Annotated in this window: 19 protein-coding genes; 5 read left to right on the plus strand and 14 right to left on the minus strand. The window is 41.0% G+C overall.

From position 1 onward, the window contains the following. Positions 1 to 22 precede the first annotated feature (22 nt). The 7 genes from DXX93_RS10310 to DXX93_RS10340 all read right to left on the minus strand — a co-directional run bounded on the left by DXX93_RS10310 (position 23) and on the right by DXX93_RS10340 (position 7036). Complete coding sequence (locus DXX93_RS10310) at positions 23 to 589, minus strand: hypothetical protein (RefSeq protein WP_116008024.1); 567 nt, start codon at positions 587 to 589, stop codon at positions 23 to 25. Positions 590 to 657: 68 nt separating this feature from the next. Continuing rightward, positions 658 to 1626 (minus strand): IS30 family transposase, encoded by a 969-nt coding sequence (locus DXX93_RS10315; protein ID WP_116006822.1) that lies wholly within the window; start codon positions 1624 to 1626, stop codon positions 658 to 660. A gap of 301 nt (positions 1627 to 1927) precedes the next feature. After that, positions 1928 to 2566, minus strand: a complete 639-nt coding sequence (locus tag DXX93_RS10320; RefSeq protein ID WP_116008025.1) for an imm11 family protein — start codon at positions 2564 to 2566, stop codon at positions 1928 to 1930. A 20-nt stretch (positions 2567 to 2586) separates the two neighbouring features. Next, positions 2587 to 3210, minus strand: a complete 624-nt coding sequence (locus tag DXX93_RS10325) for an imm11 family protein (RefSeq protein ID WP_116008026.1) — start codon at positions 3208 to 3210, stop codon at positions 2587 to 2589. Positions 3211 to 3234: 24 nt separating this feature from the next. Continuing rightward, entirely contained in the window at positions 3235 to 3870 is a 636-nt protein-coding gene (locus tag DXX93_RS10330) for an imm11 family protein (RefSeq protein ID WP_116008027.1), read from the minus strand. Between the two features lie 2 nt (positions 3871 to 3872). Further along, on the minus strand, positions 3873 to 4556 hold the full coding sequence (locus tag DXX93_RS10335; RefSeq protein ID WP_116008028.1) for an AHH domain-containing protein: 684 nt from the start codon (positions 4554 to 4556) through the stop codon (positions 3873 to 3875). An 11-nt stretch (positions 4557 to 4567) separates the two neighbouring features. Next, positions 4568 to 7036, minus strand: coding sequence for a hypothetical protein (locus tag DXX93_RS10340; RefSeq protein ID WP_116008029.1), 2469 nt, complete (start codon positions 7034 to 7036; stop codon positions 4568 to 4570). Between the two features lie 298 nt (positions 7037 to 7334). On the opposite strand from DXX93_RS10340, the gene DXX93_RS10345 reads away from it, so the two are divergent. Next, a complete protein-coding gene (locus DXX93_RS10345; protein ID WP_116008030.1) occupies positions 7335 to 7856 on the plus strand; it encodes an antirestriction protein ArdA in 522 nt (173 codons plus the stop codon). Positions 7857 to 7868: 12 nt separating this feature from the next. After that, positions 7869 to 8159, plus strand: a complete 291-nt coding sequence (locus DXX93_RS10350; protein WP_116008031.1) for a hypothetical protein — start codon at positions 7869 to 7871, stop codon at positions 8157 to 8159. A 311-nt stretch (positions 8160 to 8470) separates the two neighbouring features. On the opposite strand, the gene DXX93_RS10355 is transcribed toward DXX93_RS10350, so the two are convergent. Next, positions 8471 to 9082 carry a tyrosine-type recombinase/integrase gene (locus tag DXX93_RS10355; protein WP_220347567.1) on the minus strand — a complete coding sequence of 204 codons (612 nt, stop codon included), beginning with the start codon at positions 9080 to 9082 and terminating at the stop codon, positions 8471 to 8473. 127 nt (positions 9083 to 9209) lie between these two features. Here DXX93_RS10355 and DXX93_RS10360 point away from each other — a divergent pair, with 127 nt between their 5' ends. Next, positions 9210 to 9599: a hypothetical protein gene (locus DXX93_RS10360; RefSeq protein ID WP_147302674.1), complete on the plus strand. Its 390-nt coding sequence runs from the start codon at positions 9210 to 9212 to the stop codon at positions 9597 to 9599. A gap of 4 nt (positions 9600 to 9603) precedes the next feature. Here the strand turns inward: DXX93_RS10360 and DXX93_RS10365 are convergent, their stop codons facing one another. The 3 genes from DXX93_RS10365 to DXX93_RS10380 form a co-directional block, all read right to left on the minus strand. Then, positions 9604 to 10329: a hypothetical protein gene (locus tag DXX93_RS10365; protein ID WP_116008033.1), complete on the minus strand. Its 726-nt coding sequence runs from the start codon at positions 10327 to 10329 to the stop codon at positions 9604 to 9606. Positions 10330 to 10574: 245 nt separating this feature from the next. After that, positions 10575 to 10868 carry a hypothetical protein gene (locus DXX93_RS10370; RefSeq protein WP_116008034.1) on the minus strand — a complete coding sequence of 98 codons (294 nt, stop codon included), beginning with the start codon at positions 10866 to 10868 and terminating at the stop codon, positions 10575 to 10577. A 269-nt stretch (positions 10869 to 11137) separates the two neighbouring features. Then, positions 11138 to 11419, minus strand: coding sequence for a hypothetical protein (locus DXX93_RS10380; RefSeq protein ID WP_116008036.1), 282 nt, complete (start codon positions 11417 to 11419; stop codon positions 11138 to 11140). Between the two features lie 99 nt (positions 11420 to 11518). Between DXX93_RS10380 and DXX93_RS10385 the strand changes: the two genes are divergently transcribed. Continuing rightward, positions 11519 to 11746, plus strand: coding sequence for a hypothetical protein (locus DXX93_RS10385; protein WP_116008037.1), 228 nt, complete (start codon positions 11519 to 11521; stop codon positions 11744 to 11746). A 141-nt stretch (positions 11747 to 11887) separates the two neighbouring features. Here the strand turns inward: DXX93_RS10385 and DXX93_RS10390 are convergent, their stop codons facing one another. The 3 genes from DXX93_RS10390 to DXX93_RS10400 form a co-directional block, all read right to left on the minus strand. Beyond that, the gene (locus DXX93_RS10390; RefSeq protein WP_116008038.1) at positions 11888 to 12958 is read right to left on the minus strand and encodes a hypothetical protein; all 1071 of its coding nucleotides are present in this window, start codon (positions 12956 to 12958) and stop codon (positions 11888 to 11890) included. An 81-nt stretch (positions 12959 to 13039) separates the two neighbouring features. Further along, positions 13040 to 13708, minus strand: a complete 669-nt coding sequence (locus tag DXX93_RS10395; protein WP_116008039.1) for a hypothetical protein — start codon at positions 13706 to 13708, stop codon at positions 13040 to 13042. 514 nt (positions 13709 to 14222) lie between these two features. Then, complete coding sequence (locus DXX93_RS10400) at positions 14223 to 15122, minus strand: LysR family transcriptional regulator (RefSeq protein ID WP_116008040.1); 900 nt, start codon at positions 15120 to 15122, stop codon at positions 14223 to 14225. A 143-nt stretch (positions 15123 to 15265) separates the two neighbouring features. Between DXX93_RS10400 and DXX93_RS10405 the strand changes: the two genes are divergently transcribed. After that, on the plus strand, positions 15266 to 15958 hold the full coding sequence (locus DXX93_RS10405) for a histidine phosphatase family protein (RefSeq protein ID WP_116008041.1): 693 nt from the start codon (positions 15266 to 15268) through the stop codon (positions 15956 to 15958). Positions 15959 to 16005: the final 47 nt, after the last annotated feature.

The following is a 16005-nucleotide window of genomic DNA, read 5'->3' on the forward strand; positions in this document are numbered from 1 at the left end:
AAACCAGTTCAAGTTTATGACATTAAAGTAACGCGTCCAATTGCTGAAGTATGGTAAGGCCAAGCATGATCAATCCGATGCAGAAAAAGCCTGCGCCAAAGGCTCGTTGATTACGCCCGCTGATTTTGTCAAAGGCGTTACCTTCATAAAGGTTTTTAGCCATGCCATGTGTAAAGAATATCACTGCAAAACACAAAGCCGTAACAGGGATAAAAATGGCTAACCCTTCTAATGACCATGTGGCAACGCTGTGCACGAAAGAGACTGAAACAGCGGTAAAGTAAAGTGCACTGAGCAGTATTATTGATAATTTTGCAAAATAAGCGGTAGCTTTATGTAACACGCGCTTTTCATTCAATAGCATCAGGGATGCGCCGTAACAGATCACGGTGCAAGAGACCGCAATAAAGGCGCTCAAGAATGCGACATGCTCCTTAATCACATCATTTGAAAAAGTTTGTAAATCTCCTGCCGTAACATAGGAAATTACAGCAAATACAAAAGTAATCGGCACAACATAATAACCGACATCAACCATTGATTTTAACAGAGCATTATATGACCTGTTTTCTGGCGTGTGAAATTTCATAAATAACCTCTTTGGGCACAAAAAATAAACCAATAGGTTACTTGAATTCAACTAATAAGTGCAATCGTTTATGCAGCCACTAATTTCTCTGGCTGACCGGTAAATAATTCATAAGGTGTTTTATAACCTCTTGTCTTTCTTGGGCGGTGATTGAGCTTATCAACTGCCGCCTGAATTTCTTCTTCACTAAGCGCCATAAAGTCTGTGCCTTTGGGAAAGTAACGTCGCAGTAAACCGTTAGTATTCTCATTGATACCTCGCTCCCACGAAGCGTAAGGGTGGGCGAAGTACACATCCGCTTCTAGCGCTTGAGCAATTCGCTCATGTTGAGCAAATTCTTTACCATTATCGAAGGTAATCGTCAGTACCTTTTCTTTGAGTGGCATAACACTATCAATGATAGCGTCTGCTGTAATATCAGCATGTTTGCTCTCAATACGCCTAACAACGGTATAAAGTGTCTTTCGCTCAACCAGTGTGACAAAGGCGTGTTGGCGCCCTTTTCCTATAACAGTATCACCTTCCCAATCACCAAGACGAGATTTTGTGTCAACTACCGCTGGGCGTTCATCAATACCGACACGGTTCACAAGTTGGCCACGCTTACTATAGCGGCCATAGCGTTTTTGGTATTTTTTACCTGCTCTGGTGAGAGATTTATACAGTTGACCACCTTGGGCTTTATCCTGATAAATATAGCGGTAAATACTCTCATGGTGCAGGGAAAGCTTTTCTTCTAATTTAATCCGTCCAGTAATTTGCTCTGGGCTAAAGTCTTGCTCAAGCAACCACTTAATCCAACCTTGGACCTGCTCTGTGATTTTGACTGACTTAGTAGCCGATTGACGTCTTTGTTTAGCCAATTGGTGAGCTTGTTTTGGTCGATAGCCCCTCAATCCTTTATTGCGTCGTATCTCGCGTGAAATGGATGACGGACTGCGCTCTAAAATTTCAGCTATCTCTTTTTGACTATGTTTTGCTTTTAACAAAGCGTAAATCTGGTATCGTTCAGCTTGTGTCAGCTGTTTGTAGTTCATAAGGCTATTTCCTTTGGCGAGAAAGTAGCCGAACTATAACAGCTGGCCACCTAACCTGAGAAATTGCACTTATTATGCGAATCTAAGTTACGTTTAAATAACTGTAACCGCATAAAGTTAATGTAAGGGCAATTTTCCGGATTTGCCTAATACATACAGTTTCGGCTTAACAGTAATATTGTGTAAAAAGAGGGCGATCTTTTTGCTAAAAATCAAGAAAAGTAAAGACTTCAAGCTGCGCTAGAACCTTGGCAACTTTTCTGATTTTGTCGTTATAATTTTTCATTAAGCATTTATATAGCTATCTATATTCCATACCTTTTTTATATTCAGAAACTTTATATAACTTTATGCCCGTTGCATTTTCTTCTCTAAAAATATCAGCGATTTTTTGATGAATAAAAACGTAACCGGTATTGTCTCCCCCAATTTTAAATATTAGTCGTTTTTCCTCAGGAATTTTATCAAGCACTTCCTGCGATAGAGCGTATTTTTTGACTGGCAATCTATCAGCGTAGGGATTTTCCTGCAATTTCCTTTGACCTATCTTTGATAAAACAGACTTTTCTCTATCAAGGCAGTCAAGTTTCCCCCAGAAATTCATGCACCAGTAATTTTCGTGATATTGCCCTTCATCATCAATGTAAACCGCGGGGTAGAGTTGCATATCCACGAAATCAAAATACTTTAAACGGTCTCTGATTTCATTGCTAATGATCGGAATAGTTCCTTTTAGCATCACAGAAGGGAGCTTGTGCTTGATACCATTTGCAATGTCATCTTCTCTGTAACTGTTTTCAAAAAAAAGAGGCTCTTGACCAATAGTCAATTTTTTATAGCCGAAGCTCCTATCTATCGATTTTTGCAATGCACTTACATACAGGGCTTCATCATTAAAATCGTCTAACACAATATAATATTGTTCATCATAATTGTTCATTGGAATAGCAAGACGCTTAGTTACCGATACTGCATACCATCTTCAAAGTCTGCGACTTTAAATAGCTCGATACCCGTCGCATTTTCTGCTTTAAAAATATCGGCAATTTTTTGATGGATAAAAACATAACCCATATCATCCCCACCCATTTTAAATATTAGTCGGTCTTGCTCTGGGATTTCATCAAGGATTTGCTCTGATAGTGAATACTGCTTTACTGATAGATCATCAGCCAATGGGTCTTCCAATAAATCTTCTTGGCTACTTTTATAGAAAATAGACTTCTCTCTATCTAGGCAATCAAGCCGACCCCCAAAATTCATACACCAGTAATTTTCGTGATAGTGGCCTTCATCATCAATATAAACTGCTGGATATAGCTGCATATCGACAAAATTAAAGTATTTTAGCCGATCGCGTATTTGATTATTAACAATAGGAGTTGGTGCATCAAACAGTATACTTGGTAAAACGTGTTTGATACCTTCTTTATAGCTATTTTCAAAGAATAATGGTTCTTGGCCTAAGGTTAATCGCTCGAATTCAAAATCTCTATCTGCTGACCTTTCCAATGCTTTGATATACAAAGCATCTTCTCGAGATTCGTTGCGAACTATGTAATATTCATCATTGTAGTTTTTCATACTGCTAGGATCAGTGTTTAACGCTTAAAACTGCATACCTTCCTCAAAGTCCGCTACTTTGACTAAATTTACGCCGGATGCTTGTTCTTCATTAAAAATATCGGCAATTTTTTGATGCACAAAGATATATTTAATACCACCTTCTTGCTTGAATATTAGTCGCTCTTCTTCCGGTATTTCATCTAACACCTTACTGTCTAAGTGGTACTTATATATATCACAGCCATCCATATAGTCAGGATCTAACATCTCTTCAGCGGTGAATTTCTCAATTTTTGATTTCTCTCTATCCCAACAGTCCAGCTCTTCCCAGAAGTTCATACACCAATAATTTTCATGGAATGTACCATTATCATCAACATAAACAGCTGGATACAGTTGCATACCAACAAAGTTAAAGAATTTTAAACGGTCTCTAACACGAGTATTAACAATTGGTGTTACCCCTTGTAGTAAAACATCGGTAATGGGGCGCGTTATGCCATTTTGAATATCTTCTTCTTTGTAGCCATTTTCAAAAAATAGTGGCTCTTGCCCCCAGATTAGTCGCTCAAAGCTGTAATCTCTATCAGCGGACTTTTGAAAGGCCGTTGGATATAGTGTTTGGTCATTGTATGGTTTTAACAAAATGTAGTATTCATTATTGTAATCGTGACTCATGATTAACTTCCTACCTTTAGTTGGTAATGAGATTTGGTATAATTCATTGTTTGCGAGACTTTACGTTTTTCAGCATAAGGATTTAGATAGTTTATTTGCCCAACATGAGAGCGTTCATGGTGGCATCTAACAAGGCTACCCTCACACTCTTTAACCTCGTTTTGATTTGAGCAACCTACTTTACTCGATGGTTTGAAATTTCTAAAAATAGAGGTGAGCGGTACTCGAAACTCAGCAATCCGTTTTAGTATCTTGACACTCTCTTTATCAACTCTCTGCTGAACTTCACTACTATCTTCCTGTGTCCTTAGAGTACATTTGCGAAGTTGGCCTTTTATTTTTTCTATAGAAGCAGTCACCTGATCGTGATAAGGCTTTTGATCTGGCAAGGCATAGGTATGGTCGCCTCGGTGCAGTTGCACTCTGAGCTGACATGCCCCTTGAAGTGTGCTCGGCAGGAAAACTAAGTTTTCTACCAAATTAATGTTATAACCCTTATGCACAAGCAAATCTCTCATTTTTGCCAACTTGACCGCTTCTTTTGAAACCAAATGGTGTGCTGCCATATGAATACCATTGTTAAATGGGTGATTGTCATTATTCATGATTTCTCGTTGCAGTCGGTCACGGTACTTTGTGTCTTTATCAACAGTACCTTCTATTTGATTATCTATCTGGTCGCTCATCAAAAGTCCTTTTATTCATAGTCAACCATACCGCGTAAACTGCGTGGTGTTGTATGATCTGATTTTTTACACAAACGACATTTAGTTTCACGCTTAGTCGTTTCTTTTTTCGCGGTTAATGTGGAATTGGTTTTGCCTTTAGCAGTAAGTCCTGCTGCTCTTGCTTGAGTCAGTTTTTTACCTAGGTTTTTAAGCGTTTCTGCACTATTGGCAAAGTCTTCCACCGTTTTGCTAAAGGCGGTGATTGCCGCTTGTGCTTTATTGATTTTCTGATTGGCACCTGCGGCTTTTGCGCTGCTGGCGGCAAGCTTGGCTGCTAGCGTGGTAACGCGCGCGGCAGTGCCAACGCCGAGGGTGAAAAAGGTGGTGAGTATCAATAAACACACTTCGATGGTCAGATAGGCGCTGCCTTTGCCCGCGACAAAAGCATAAAAGTTAGGCGGAACCGCTTCCATAAACAGGCTCAGGTAAGCGATATAGGTTAACGCGCTGTCATGGTCTTCAATCAGCGCCAGCACCAAATGAAAATCTGGGCTATTTTTAATCTGCTCGGCTAATTCTGGGTCAATATCCATTAACACGGTATCGACAAAACGCTCCACCTTATTCACATCACCTTTGGCAATATCATCAAACAGGGCTAATATAGCGGCGTGATGGGTTAACAGGGCTTGCGCGTAATCGGTGGTGGCCTCGATAGCATCGGCGGCATCTTCCACATACTGACTGGCGCTTTGTACTGCATCTGCGTATGCCTCAGTAGCCGCATCAATCGCTGCTTCGGCATTGGCTTGATACCAATTCCAGCTTAATAGGTCGTCTGTGCCGCCGTCTTCTGCCCACTCAGAGAGTTCATTGGCGCTTTGGCGCAATTGGTCAAACTTCTCGCTGGCGTATTCTGCGGTGGTGTCGTAGGCACTGCCTGCGGCAGCTTTCATGGTGCTGCCTAAGTCAATCCATGTTTGGGCTTCAAATAAATCGGCTTGGTCACCCAGCCATTTACCGCCCCCTTGGTACAACCCTGCCATGCCGCCCATAGCGATTGCGGCATAACCATAGCTATCCCATTGGCTTTGAAAGCCAGACATGCTTGATACGGTATCACGATAAGCACCATCGAGTTGCATTTGCAGTGATTGGCGCAGTTGTTCAATGTCACCCTCTAGCGCCTCATTACGGGCAACTTCCACCAGTACTTGCCCTTGGGGCAGGTCTTTTTGCACCGTCACCCCCGCTTCTTCGGCAGTGGCTTCTGCACTGGATAAATCGTTAACGGTAGTGCTTTTCTCACCTTCGGGATTGAGCGCGATATTTTCTTGTACCGCGTTGTTGTCAATGCTGATATTCACGTTTTCAAGCGGCAGTGGCGTTTGCCAGATATCGTCATAATAGGCTTGTACTTTGACCCAATCCGTATCAGTTTTTACCCCCAGCACTTCAATATCAATACTGTGCTCTGCGCCACTCGCAACTGCCGTCAATTGATAAAGGCCGGGGTCAAGGGTCAGGCGAGTCTCCCAGTAGCGCATCTGGTCTGGTGGTGGTTTAGGTAGGGAGATGAACTTACTGCCACTGCTTGCCCCTTGCCAGCTCACTTCCACTGAACTGGCATTGGTGATTGAACCTTCGACATGGGTATCCCAACCACTGGGGACTTTGATGGTATCACCGGCTTGTGGCGGATTGCGACGGGTAAACCCCTCGTTAAAGTTATAGGGATAAACTAACCCTGCGTCTGCTTGACCTGTATATTGCTTGGCAACCGATTCTACAGTATCAGCAGGTGTCATGGTGTGCTGACTAAAGCGCATATACACCTGTGCTGATTTTTTGAGTTCAATTTGCTCGCCCTGATTGGGTTTGTTGATAAACACATGAGGCTCTAATGCTTGCTCAGGGTCAACACTTGCCCCTAAAAACCGTTGATTGATTTCGGCTTGAGTGAGGCCGCGTTTGTTATTTTGATTATTAACGAACGTATTTGCGCCAGTTAAGCCATTCGTTGAGGTCGATGCATTGTTAGTGGCTAAGGCACTTTGTACCGCATTGGTGATTTGGCCGCCTTGGCTCGTAATGGGGTTAGTCGCATTAAGCACATTGTTTGCACCGCCACCACCCGCAAATTTCGGCGTGTTGTTATCGACATCAAGCGCTTGGTAAGGGGCAAAGGCATAGCATTCATCAGTGTGTTGACGATATTGCGCATAACTGACTTGCTGCCAGCGTTTGTTGGTTTTGACCCAAAACATAGCGCTATGCTGGTAGCGAAATAAGTCACTTTGTCTTGGCGGGATAAGACTCCATGCTTGATTGCGCAGCTTGCGTCGTATTTCATCCGGTAACTGGTTAAGCAGCGACGGTGGAATTGCAGTGGCTGTTATCAGTTGTTGCGGTGTGGGTGGTTCGGCGTGGCTATCGCCAATGAGTGGGTTATCCCCATGCTCGCGGCCTATGCGCGAGGGGCTAGCATCCAATGCCATTAATAATCCTTTATCACAAATCCTGTCCAAGTAACGAGCAAGATTCTCGCACAACAACATAGATTGTCAATTGACATAACAAAATATTGCTATCAATGACTTGTAGATTTCTTACACAAAAAAGAGCGGTCTTGTTCGCTCAAAATCAAGAAAAATGACGGTTTCCAGCAGCGCTAGACCCTCCGCAATTTTTCTGGATTTTTTCACCCCCGCCTTAGTCGCCCTAGTCGTCAGAGGTTCATCAGCAGCGCAAACAGCGCTTCGTTAAACCTCAGCCATGATTTTAGGAGCAAAGCCCATGACTAATTTTTATGAACCACGTATCTATGTTGCAGATTTGGCCGCCTATAACGCCGGACACCTTCACGGTGTTTGGGTTAATGCCGCCGATGGTGAAGAGTTTATCAATGAGCAAATTCAAGCCATGTTACAGGAAAGCCCTGTTAATGATGCAGAAGAATGGGCTATTCATGACCATGAGAATTTTGATGGTATTGACATCTCAGAGCATGAAAGCCTTGAGCGTATTATTGATTACGTGTGTTTTCTTAATGAATACCCGGATATTGGTGGTGCGTTATTAAACCATTTCAACAATAACCTTGACAAAGCCAATACCGCCGCAAGTGACCACTATCACGGATGTTTTTCGTCAGTTGCTGACTTTGCACAAGAACTAACGCAGGACACAACCGAAATTCCCAAGCAACTCGCGTATTACATCGACTATCAAAGTATGGCGCGTGACATGGAGCTGAATGGCGATATCTTCACCATAGAAGATGAAAATGGCTCTGTTCACGTGTTTTGGAACCACTAGGAGGGCTTGAATATGAAATCGATTTTAAAAGCTCTTTGGCATGACAAGCGTGTTACCGTTTCGATTAATGAGTTCTATATCATAGATGGCTTTAACAGATGCTTTCGCATGAAAATATGTGTTGAAAGCACCTGTTTGTTACCGTCAAAATTTACTAGAGGGGCAACCCATATCGCCAATATGGATATTGTTGAAACACTGGGCGGCTTGCCGCGTTATGTGGCAAAAATACTGGATGATACGGCAAGGCAAGAGCACACGCGCCGCACCAAACCAATTGTTCAGCAGCTTCGTTTATTTTGATTGGCGGTTGTATTTAGGGCAAGAGGTGTATACATCTGATAACAGGTTGTTTGGTGTTTGCACCATCACTGCCGCTTTTCAGTCTCACACGATTTATAACATCAGTGGAGACTGTTAAAGAAAGGCAGGTGATTGAATGTGAGCAAAGAAAAAGGGACATTTCGACTGTCCCTTAATCTGAAATGCAGATGGATAAAGATTTCTATCTGTATTTCCAAATAAACCTAGGTGTCGCTCAGGACTGGCGTTTTGGGCGGCACCGTCTTTAATTATATGCCGCTTTTCTTAACCAAAAGTCAATGAAAAAGCGCCTACAACTCCAAATCAAAATAAAGCTGGTGAATTTCATCGGCTAGAATGCCTAAATAATCCAGTGTTTGGGCTTCGCTGACATGCCCATACGCACGCATTAACAGCGCAACCGAGGCTTTGTTTTTCATACGCTGTTGGTAGCCCCATGTTTTGCGCAAACTATGAGAGCCGTAATTCTCACGCAGGCCAGCGTCAAAGCACCATTGCTTTATCAATTGGTTGACTGCTGAAACCGTTAGCGCTTCATGACGATAATGACGCGACATAAAGAGCCGCGCATCCGGCTGTAAACGTTTTGGATGCTGCGCTAGCCAATTTTGCAGCGCATCATAAACCATCTGGTTGATCGCGGTTGCGCGGTAACGGCTGTTTTTACTTTGTTTGATGTCCAGCACGTCACCAACCTGTAAATGTTCAACTTGCCCGATGGTGAGCGATAGCAATTCATTGGCACGATAAGCGGTATTAATGCCCAGTGTAAACAAGCAAAGATTTCTGGGCTGATTAGCAAGGCGGCGCTTGATCTGGGCAATCGCATGTAAAGAGCGAATTGGCTGTACTTTGGTTGATGTCCCTTTTTTAGGGTGATTGGGATTGCACCCTTTGGTCATAATCAAAACACAGTAAATCGCCAAAAGCTAAATGATTCGGCATACCAACTTTTATTTGAAAGTTAACATATAAACCTTAACCTATGTGAATCAATACGTTAAAGGGTATTCGGTATCTGCCGAGTGTGTGGGTCGCATCACCGAATACCCCAACTCACGTAAGCTAAATATAGCTTTATCAACTTTCAAATATAAATTAAAGAACTTTTTGTTATATATAGGCATTTCTTTAGCTGCATGCGCCAGTGTTCAGGCTAACCCAATGGTAAACAAAAACTTTGTTAAATTTTCTGAAGGACAACAACACTGGTGGTATACGGGGGCATTTTCCTCCATAGCGCATGTTGTATCATCTCAATATGGAGATAAAGAATCTGACTGCGTTTGGCGCTGGTATTTCGATCATCCTGAAAAGAGGAAAAAGCAGCTTATGGAGAGTTTCAAAGCTTACCCAGAACACGCACCAACAACCGTAATTATCGCTTTATTGAAACGTGACTGTGGTGTTTTTCAGTAAAAGCCTACAGTCCTGATAGAGGCGTAAAGTCTGGCTCATCTTTGGGCTTGTATACGATTGGCTGGCTTTCATTTTTAGCGGCACAAAACTCATCGCATAATTTTACTGATGAAAGTTCAGTTTTGCCGTGAACTTGCTCGGATACACTCGGTATAGCAGCATCTATATCAGTATTGTATGTGTTCAATGATTCAGGCATTTTATCTGAAATCATATGCTGCCACTGCTGCAACTCTTCCTTGGTAGGCGGATTATCCTTATCATTCATACGATAGCGGATATGCTCAATCACATTGCGTTGATATTCTTCAATTTCTTGCCTCTGGCGCTCCAACTCCTCTTTCCTGCGCCGAAGTTCTATCCGCTCCTCTTCACTTAGTCCGAGTTCATCGGCATTTTCCAGTTGTAGCTTGATGTCATCCAGTTCTTGACTGATGTTAAGTAGTGCTTCGTCAACCTGACTTTCCGCCTCTTCAAGTTTGCTTTCTGTATCGAAGTAAAGCTGGCGATACTGTGCATCATGCGCCAGCATATAGGAAAGCATATCCGTGAATTGGCGCTCTTTGCTTTTACGCTTTTCTTGTTCTTCGGCATTGATAAAGGTTGGGCTGTCAACAGAGAAACGCTTTATGCGGCCATTCTCACCGCCAGCTAATTCATGATTGAAATCAATGACATCTTTTACACGTTGTATTTTACTGTCTGTGCCAACATCTTGAGGCTTATCCATGACGCCCCCAATCAAGGCAGGCGCGGTGCAATGCTACTGCATTGCCGCAGTCAGATTTACTATCGGTAAATCTGATTGGTATTCCTTTACGCTTGAGCAGATTACCGCCCATCTGACCCTACCTTCCCAATAAAGCTTACCCATAATACATTTACAGGCGTTGAAAAAGGATTAAAAAACCATCTCTTCCAACATACATGATTTTTCAATCATGAGTCAAAAAGTTAGATTCCAGCTAATAAAGACTAACTGCCAGCAGGCAATAAAATAGATATGATGACGAGGATAAACCCAAGTATAACAAAAGCGACACCCTGAATATGGGTTAGTACTTTGCCAGCAGTAGGTTTAGTTGCCGCAAACATATCTGCAAGGTGTTTTGCTTTTTCCCCACGAACTAATGCGCTCAGCAAACGACCCGGTAAATCCCAAGCACTGATATTTAAATACATAGTTGATATCATCACTATACCGATGATCTCTACAACAGCAGCGCTAATCTGCAAAATTGAGCGGATATTTAAGCCTAAAACTTCCATTTTTCAACTCCATCACACATTTATTCTGGTTACTTTAGTAATCTCGCCTTGAGACTTATTAGGTGGGCAAGTAGATATCTCAATAGAATGATCACATCGTATGATAATAATTCGGCCGTCCTTGAACTTTCTCCAATGTCCACTTAACCCATGAGTTTGAAGTTCGTGAAAGAATTTAATTAAACAGTCTTTCTCGCTTTCCGTTGGGCTATTGGAAAAGTAATCAACTACACCTCCTGAAAACGTAATGTCCATAGCAACGCCCATTTTTAGCTCCCTGCTGATAGTTCATTCTTGTCAGTTATTGATTGAAGAAATTCGTCAAAATTTAGAGAGGCATGCATATTGCTTTCTGTATGTTGCTTCACAGAGTCCAAGTAACGGTCAGTGTCTAAAGCTAATTGGGAAATGGCTAACAAAAGTTGATATTCTTCTTTTTTGAGAAGCACACCGACCAATTGCTCTTCGCTATTACATATACCTATTGCAGGTGAAGTTGGTGACAAACTGTGACACATAGATGCGATATCAGATGAAATAATTTTTTCCATGACAGTCTCTTGCTTTAATCATAATGATTAAAGTTTAGTCAAATATTGCGATTGACACATGATTTTTTTCGGTATATCAACATCTAAGAGAGAGGGCATATGAATAAAGATGAACTGCGAGAATTATATAACGATGAAAGTATGCGTTTGTTAGGTGTTACGCCAACTGAAGAGGATGTCGACAAGCTATACCAAACTTACCTTAATGCCGTTGATTTTACCGAATCAGACAATGATATTTTGTTTAGCCTCGACGAAAATGGAGAGCTACACACAAGCTTTAAACCGCATAAGTTGTTTCCAGAAACTTTTCCTGAAAACTCCTAGACTTTGAAGCACTTTTGACTAAAAGCTTCAAGCTTAGCTATTAGAGCATGTACTGCTTTAGGCAGATTTGAGAAAACACTTCTTTTAGCTTGTTCTAACTCTCGTTGCATGTCCCTGCACATAAAATCAATCTTCTTCTAATTAACTTGGCTTGCCAAACAGTTTCGTGAGATCAAATTTAATATTGTTATTTTTTCCAAAAACTTGTTTAGCGGGAACAGAAATACAACCATTTAACAACGTGTACATTTCATTATGACTGCCTTCAAGCGAATCTAATAGCAGTAGTTTGTCTGCTTGATCTTCAATTTTTTTAGATAGATTTTCATTAGTCGAACGCTCTAACCTTAACATTGAATCTTTCATTTGAAGTTGGGTTTGAAGGTGTTGTACTTGCATCATTGCAGATTGGTATGCATATAACTGCTCTGGAGAGTGGTTTAGCGGAGGCAACATTTCTGCATAAGGTAAAGCCAAATACTGATATAGTAACTGTTCTATCTCTTGTAATAGTTGTTTATTGGGAGGTGAAACCACAAGTGAGGTTTTATTATTACTGTTCTCAGTTGTTACACTCGCATCTATCCCTAAGTTTTTTAGGAATTCGCCAAACCACATCAAATACTGTGAGCAAATATGAGAATACCCCATAGGGAAATCAAAAACCTTCACGAGTGCATCTTGTAAATGTTTGTTCGTTAACTCTGTATCAATATCGTCAAATATTTTTTGTACATAATCAAACAAACTCCCCAAAGAGTTTTCAATAGAGAGCACATATTCGCTGTAAGACAGACACTTTTCTAGCTCTACATAATAGTGTCCATCATCGCCCATAGAGATATCAATGTGCTGGGTTTTAAACTCTTCTTTCAAAGCTTCAAAATAAGTTCTTAGGCTATAGGCATTTAACCAAGCCAAAGCGTCTAATTCGATATATAGACGGTAAAAGCTTTTACTCGCCTTATCATCTTTAATTAATGATACTATTGTAGGATAAATTAGCCTTTCGTTTTGAATGAAATCACACGAGAAATCAGCTGGTAATTCAGACGGTGACAATGGAAATAAGTGTTCTAAATCATCGTCTTCCAATTCAAGGTTAAACCATTCAACTTCGTTTGTAAGTCCATCAAACGGCATTTTGTACCTTACAAAGTCTTCAATACGTATTTCGATTCCCTCATTCGTATCCACAAATTGAAATGTCATCTAATCACTACCTGAATAATAAAATATTTATGATGATATCAGAACTTGTGCATAGACGTACTCGCAAACACATGATTATGTTTAATTTTTTTCTTCTAGTTTTTCTATCGCTAAATCGATAATTGATATGTATCGTTCCATTTTCGTTGCTTGGTAAGTAGCGAATACACCAAAAATGATCAGTGCTGCATTGGCATAAACTAAAGTCATTAACCATTCATACTCTAGTCTTTCAATTTTTGGAATCATCAGCGCCAAAGCAATTAGTCCGGGGATTAGTCCTAGTTTTTCTACTTGTCCTACGGTCGAGGTTCTTCGCTCAGTAAACGCTTTATGCTCCGCAACCATCTCAAGCTTAGCTAATTTAAGATCATCCAAAGAAACGTCGAGAAATGCTTTATAAACAAGTTCATCTAACTCATGCTTTGTTTCAGCATTATTTATTAAAATGTCCACTGGGCTTTCAAAAAATTGCTTAATACCTCTAAAATTCGCTATAAACCCAACCACAGGCGTAAGTAGTAAGCCTAAATAGCCCAAAATAACTGCTATAAAGCTAATAGTCACCAATAGTTCAATTTTATAATCTAAAAGGAAGTTAATTCCTGTTAGCAAAAAAGCTAGTACGATACTTCCTATTGAAGCAAAGTACCAAATGTTAGTTATTGTCCAAAAAGGCTCTCTTTTGCTTCTCGCTTTGTTTTCGTCTTTAGCTAATTTTTTTAAATTTTTGTAGATCTCTCGTGTCATAACTCACTTCCTTGATAATTGAAGATAGTATTCCCTCGCCCTAATCGAATGACTTTTATCCAACCAGTCATGAGTGCGACTATTAATTGTGCAATCAGAATAAAAACATCAAAAAAACACTGTCATTCGCTTGCAATCGTAGTTTTGTAGTTCTACTATACGCGCCACTTAGGGAGCGGCACTGTTAACTAAGCGCTAATTTATTTAGTTACTTAATGGTGTAAGTCCGATAGCTTTAATTAACATATTAAGCGGACTATTGATTTTACATTGAATTCTCTTTGAATTCTCTTTGAATTCATTTGTTTGTTCATCGACGCTCGGGGATGGTTATAACCTGCAAGCTTTAGCTGGTTGCACCCTCCCGCCACCAAACTTCCTTTAAAAATTTCCTTACAAGTCATTTGTAGTTAATTAGTCACGAAAGCCTTTATTTTCATGTTAAAACAGGCTTGTATTTACTCCATTTCATTGCATTTTTTATCTGTTTTGCTTTTTGCTAAGACGCGTATTTTCAAGTGTTGTTGAGCTGAGCGTCAATCACCTTGTTTCTTAGCCAAATATTCGCTGGATCTTGGTCAACATTGCTGTGCCAGTATATTTGTACATCTAATGGCGGTAAATCGATAGGTAGCGGTGCAACGCTTATCGGTAGCAATTCACGATACATCTTGGCTGACTTTTCAGGGACGGTCAGTAACATATCGTTGTTGACGATAACGCGACAAGCAGACAATAAATGTTGGCAGCGCAGTGCCACTTTTCGCTGGATACCCAATCGCCCTAACTCGTAATCCTCAAGGCTCGGCCCTGATGTACGGGTCGAGGCGACGACATGGGTTTGGCTCAAATAACGCTGCATATCCAATTTACCGGTAAATATCGGATGGTTTTGGCGAGCAACCACCACTAACTTATCTTGGGTAAGCTGCTGATGCATCACATTACTACTTACGGGCAATAAAATATCAATGCCGATGTCGATATCACCGCTGGCGAGTTTATTTTCAAGCTCACTGCGCCTCACCCGTTTACTGGTAAAATGCATGTTCGGCGATTCGGTCAGAAGTTGCTCGGCAAAAAGCGGTAAATACGATGCTTCTAACGCACCATGCATTGATACGGTGCAGTATTTTCGAGAAGTTGAAGGTTCAAATTTTTGCGATTGATAAACGCTAGTTTGTAGTTGGTGTAGCGCCTCTCGAACATCGCCAATCACATTTTTAGCCAAGGCGGTTGGCTTCATTTGATTGCCTTGTCGTATAAACAATTTATCGTCAAATTGGGCGCGCAACTTGGCTAACGAATGGCTCACCGCAGGTTGAGATAAGTTCAACGCCGACGCCGCTTTGCTAATATTGCCTTCGCAATAAATTGCCTCAAACACAATAAACAAATTTAAATCCATTTTCATTGTTAGCCCTCAACACAGTTGTTAATTTTAGTTAAGTCATTTTATTCTTAACACGAATATAACAAGATTACTATTATTCATTTGTTTTATTTACAGCAACTTTTTAAGATGAATTTATCAATTAATCAAAGTGCGAATCATCAATGGCTTCACTTTATCTAATTCGTCATGGACAAGCCTCTTTCGGTGAGCCTGAGTACGATAGACTCTCACCCAAAGGGCATCAGCAAGGCATAATGCTAGGTCAGTCTTGGCAAACAATGCCATTCCCTGATTTAGTATTTACTGGCGAGCTACTTCGCCATCATCAAACTTATGAAGCCTTTAATCAGGCCAGCAAAGTTCAATTACCAACCAATGAAATCAGCGCATTAAACGAATTCGATCACGTTGATATATTGATGCAAAGCCAGAAATACTGGCAAAGCTATCAAGATCTTGTGGAGTATTTTTCAAATTTGCCCAATGCGATGAGCAATTTAAAACAAGTGGTTGATGATGCGTTAGTAAAGTGGGCTAATGCTGGCGAATGCAGTGCGTATCAAGAATCATGGCCTGCGTTTAAATCACGAGCAATATCAGCTTTGACTCAAATGATAGCCGCCAGACAAGCCGAGCATCGCCATATACTGGCGTTTACCTCTGGCGGCATCATTGCCGCCATTATTCAACACTTACTATCACTGTCAGATCCGCACTGCTTGCAACTTATGCGGCAAATCAGAAACACCAGTGTCACTAAAATTCAATTTTCAGGGGATCGTGTATCACTTGACTATTTTAATAATTATCAACACCTTGAACAGGTTGGCGCAAGCTGGTCAACACACAGATAAACAGTAAGTCGATAAATAACAAACACACTCAGTTGACGACTGAGCGC

The organism is Thalassotalea euphylliae (genome assembly GCF_003390335.1).
In the GTDB taxonomy this organism is placed as follows: Bacteria; Pseudomonadota; Gammaproteobacteria; order Enterobacterales; family Alteromonadaceae; genus Thalassotalea_F; species Thalassotalea_F euphylliae_B.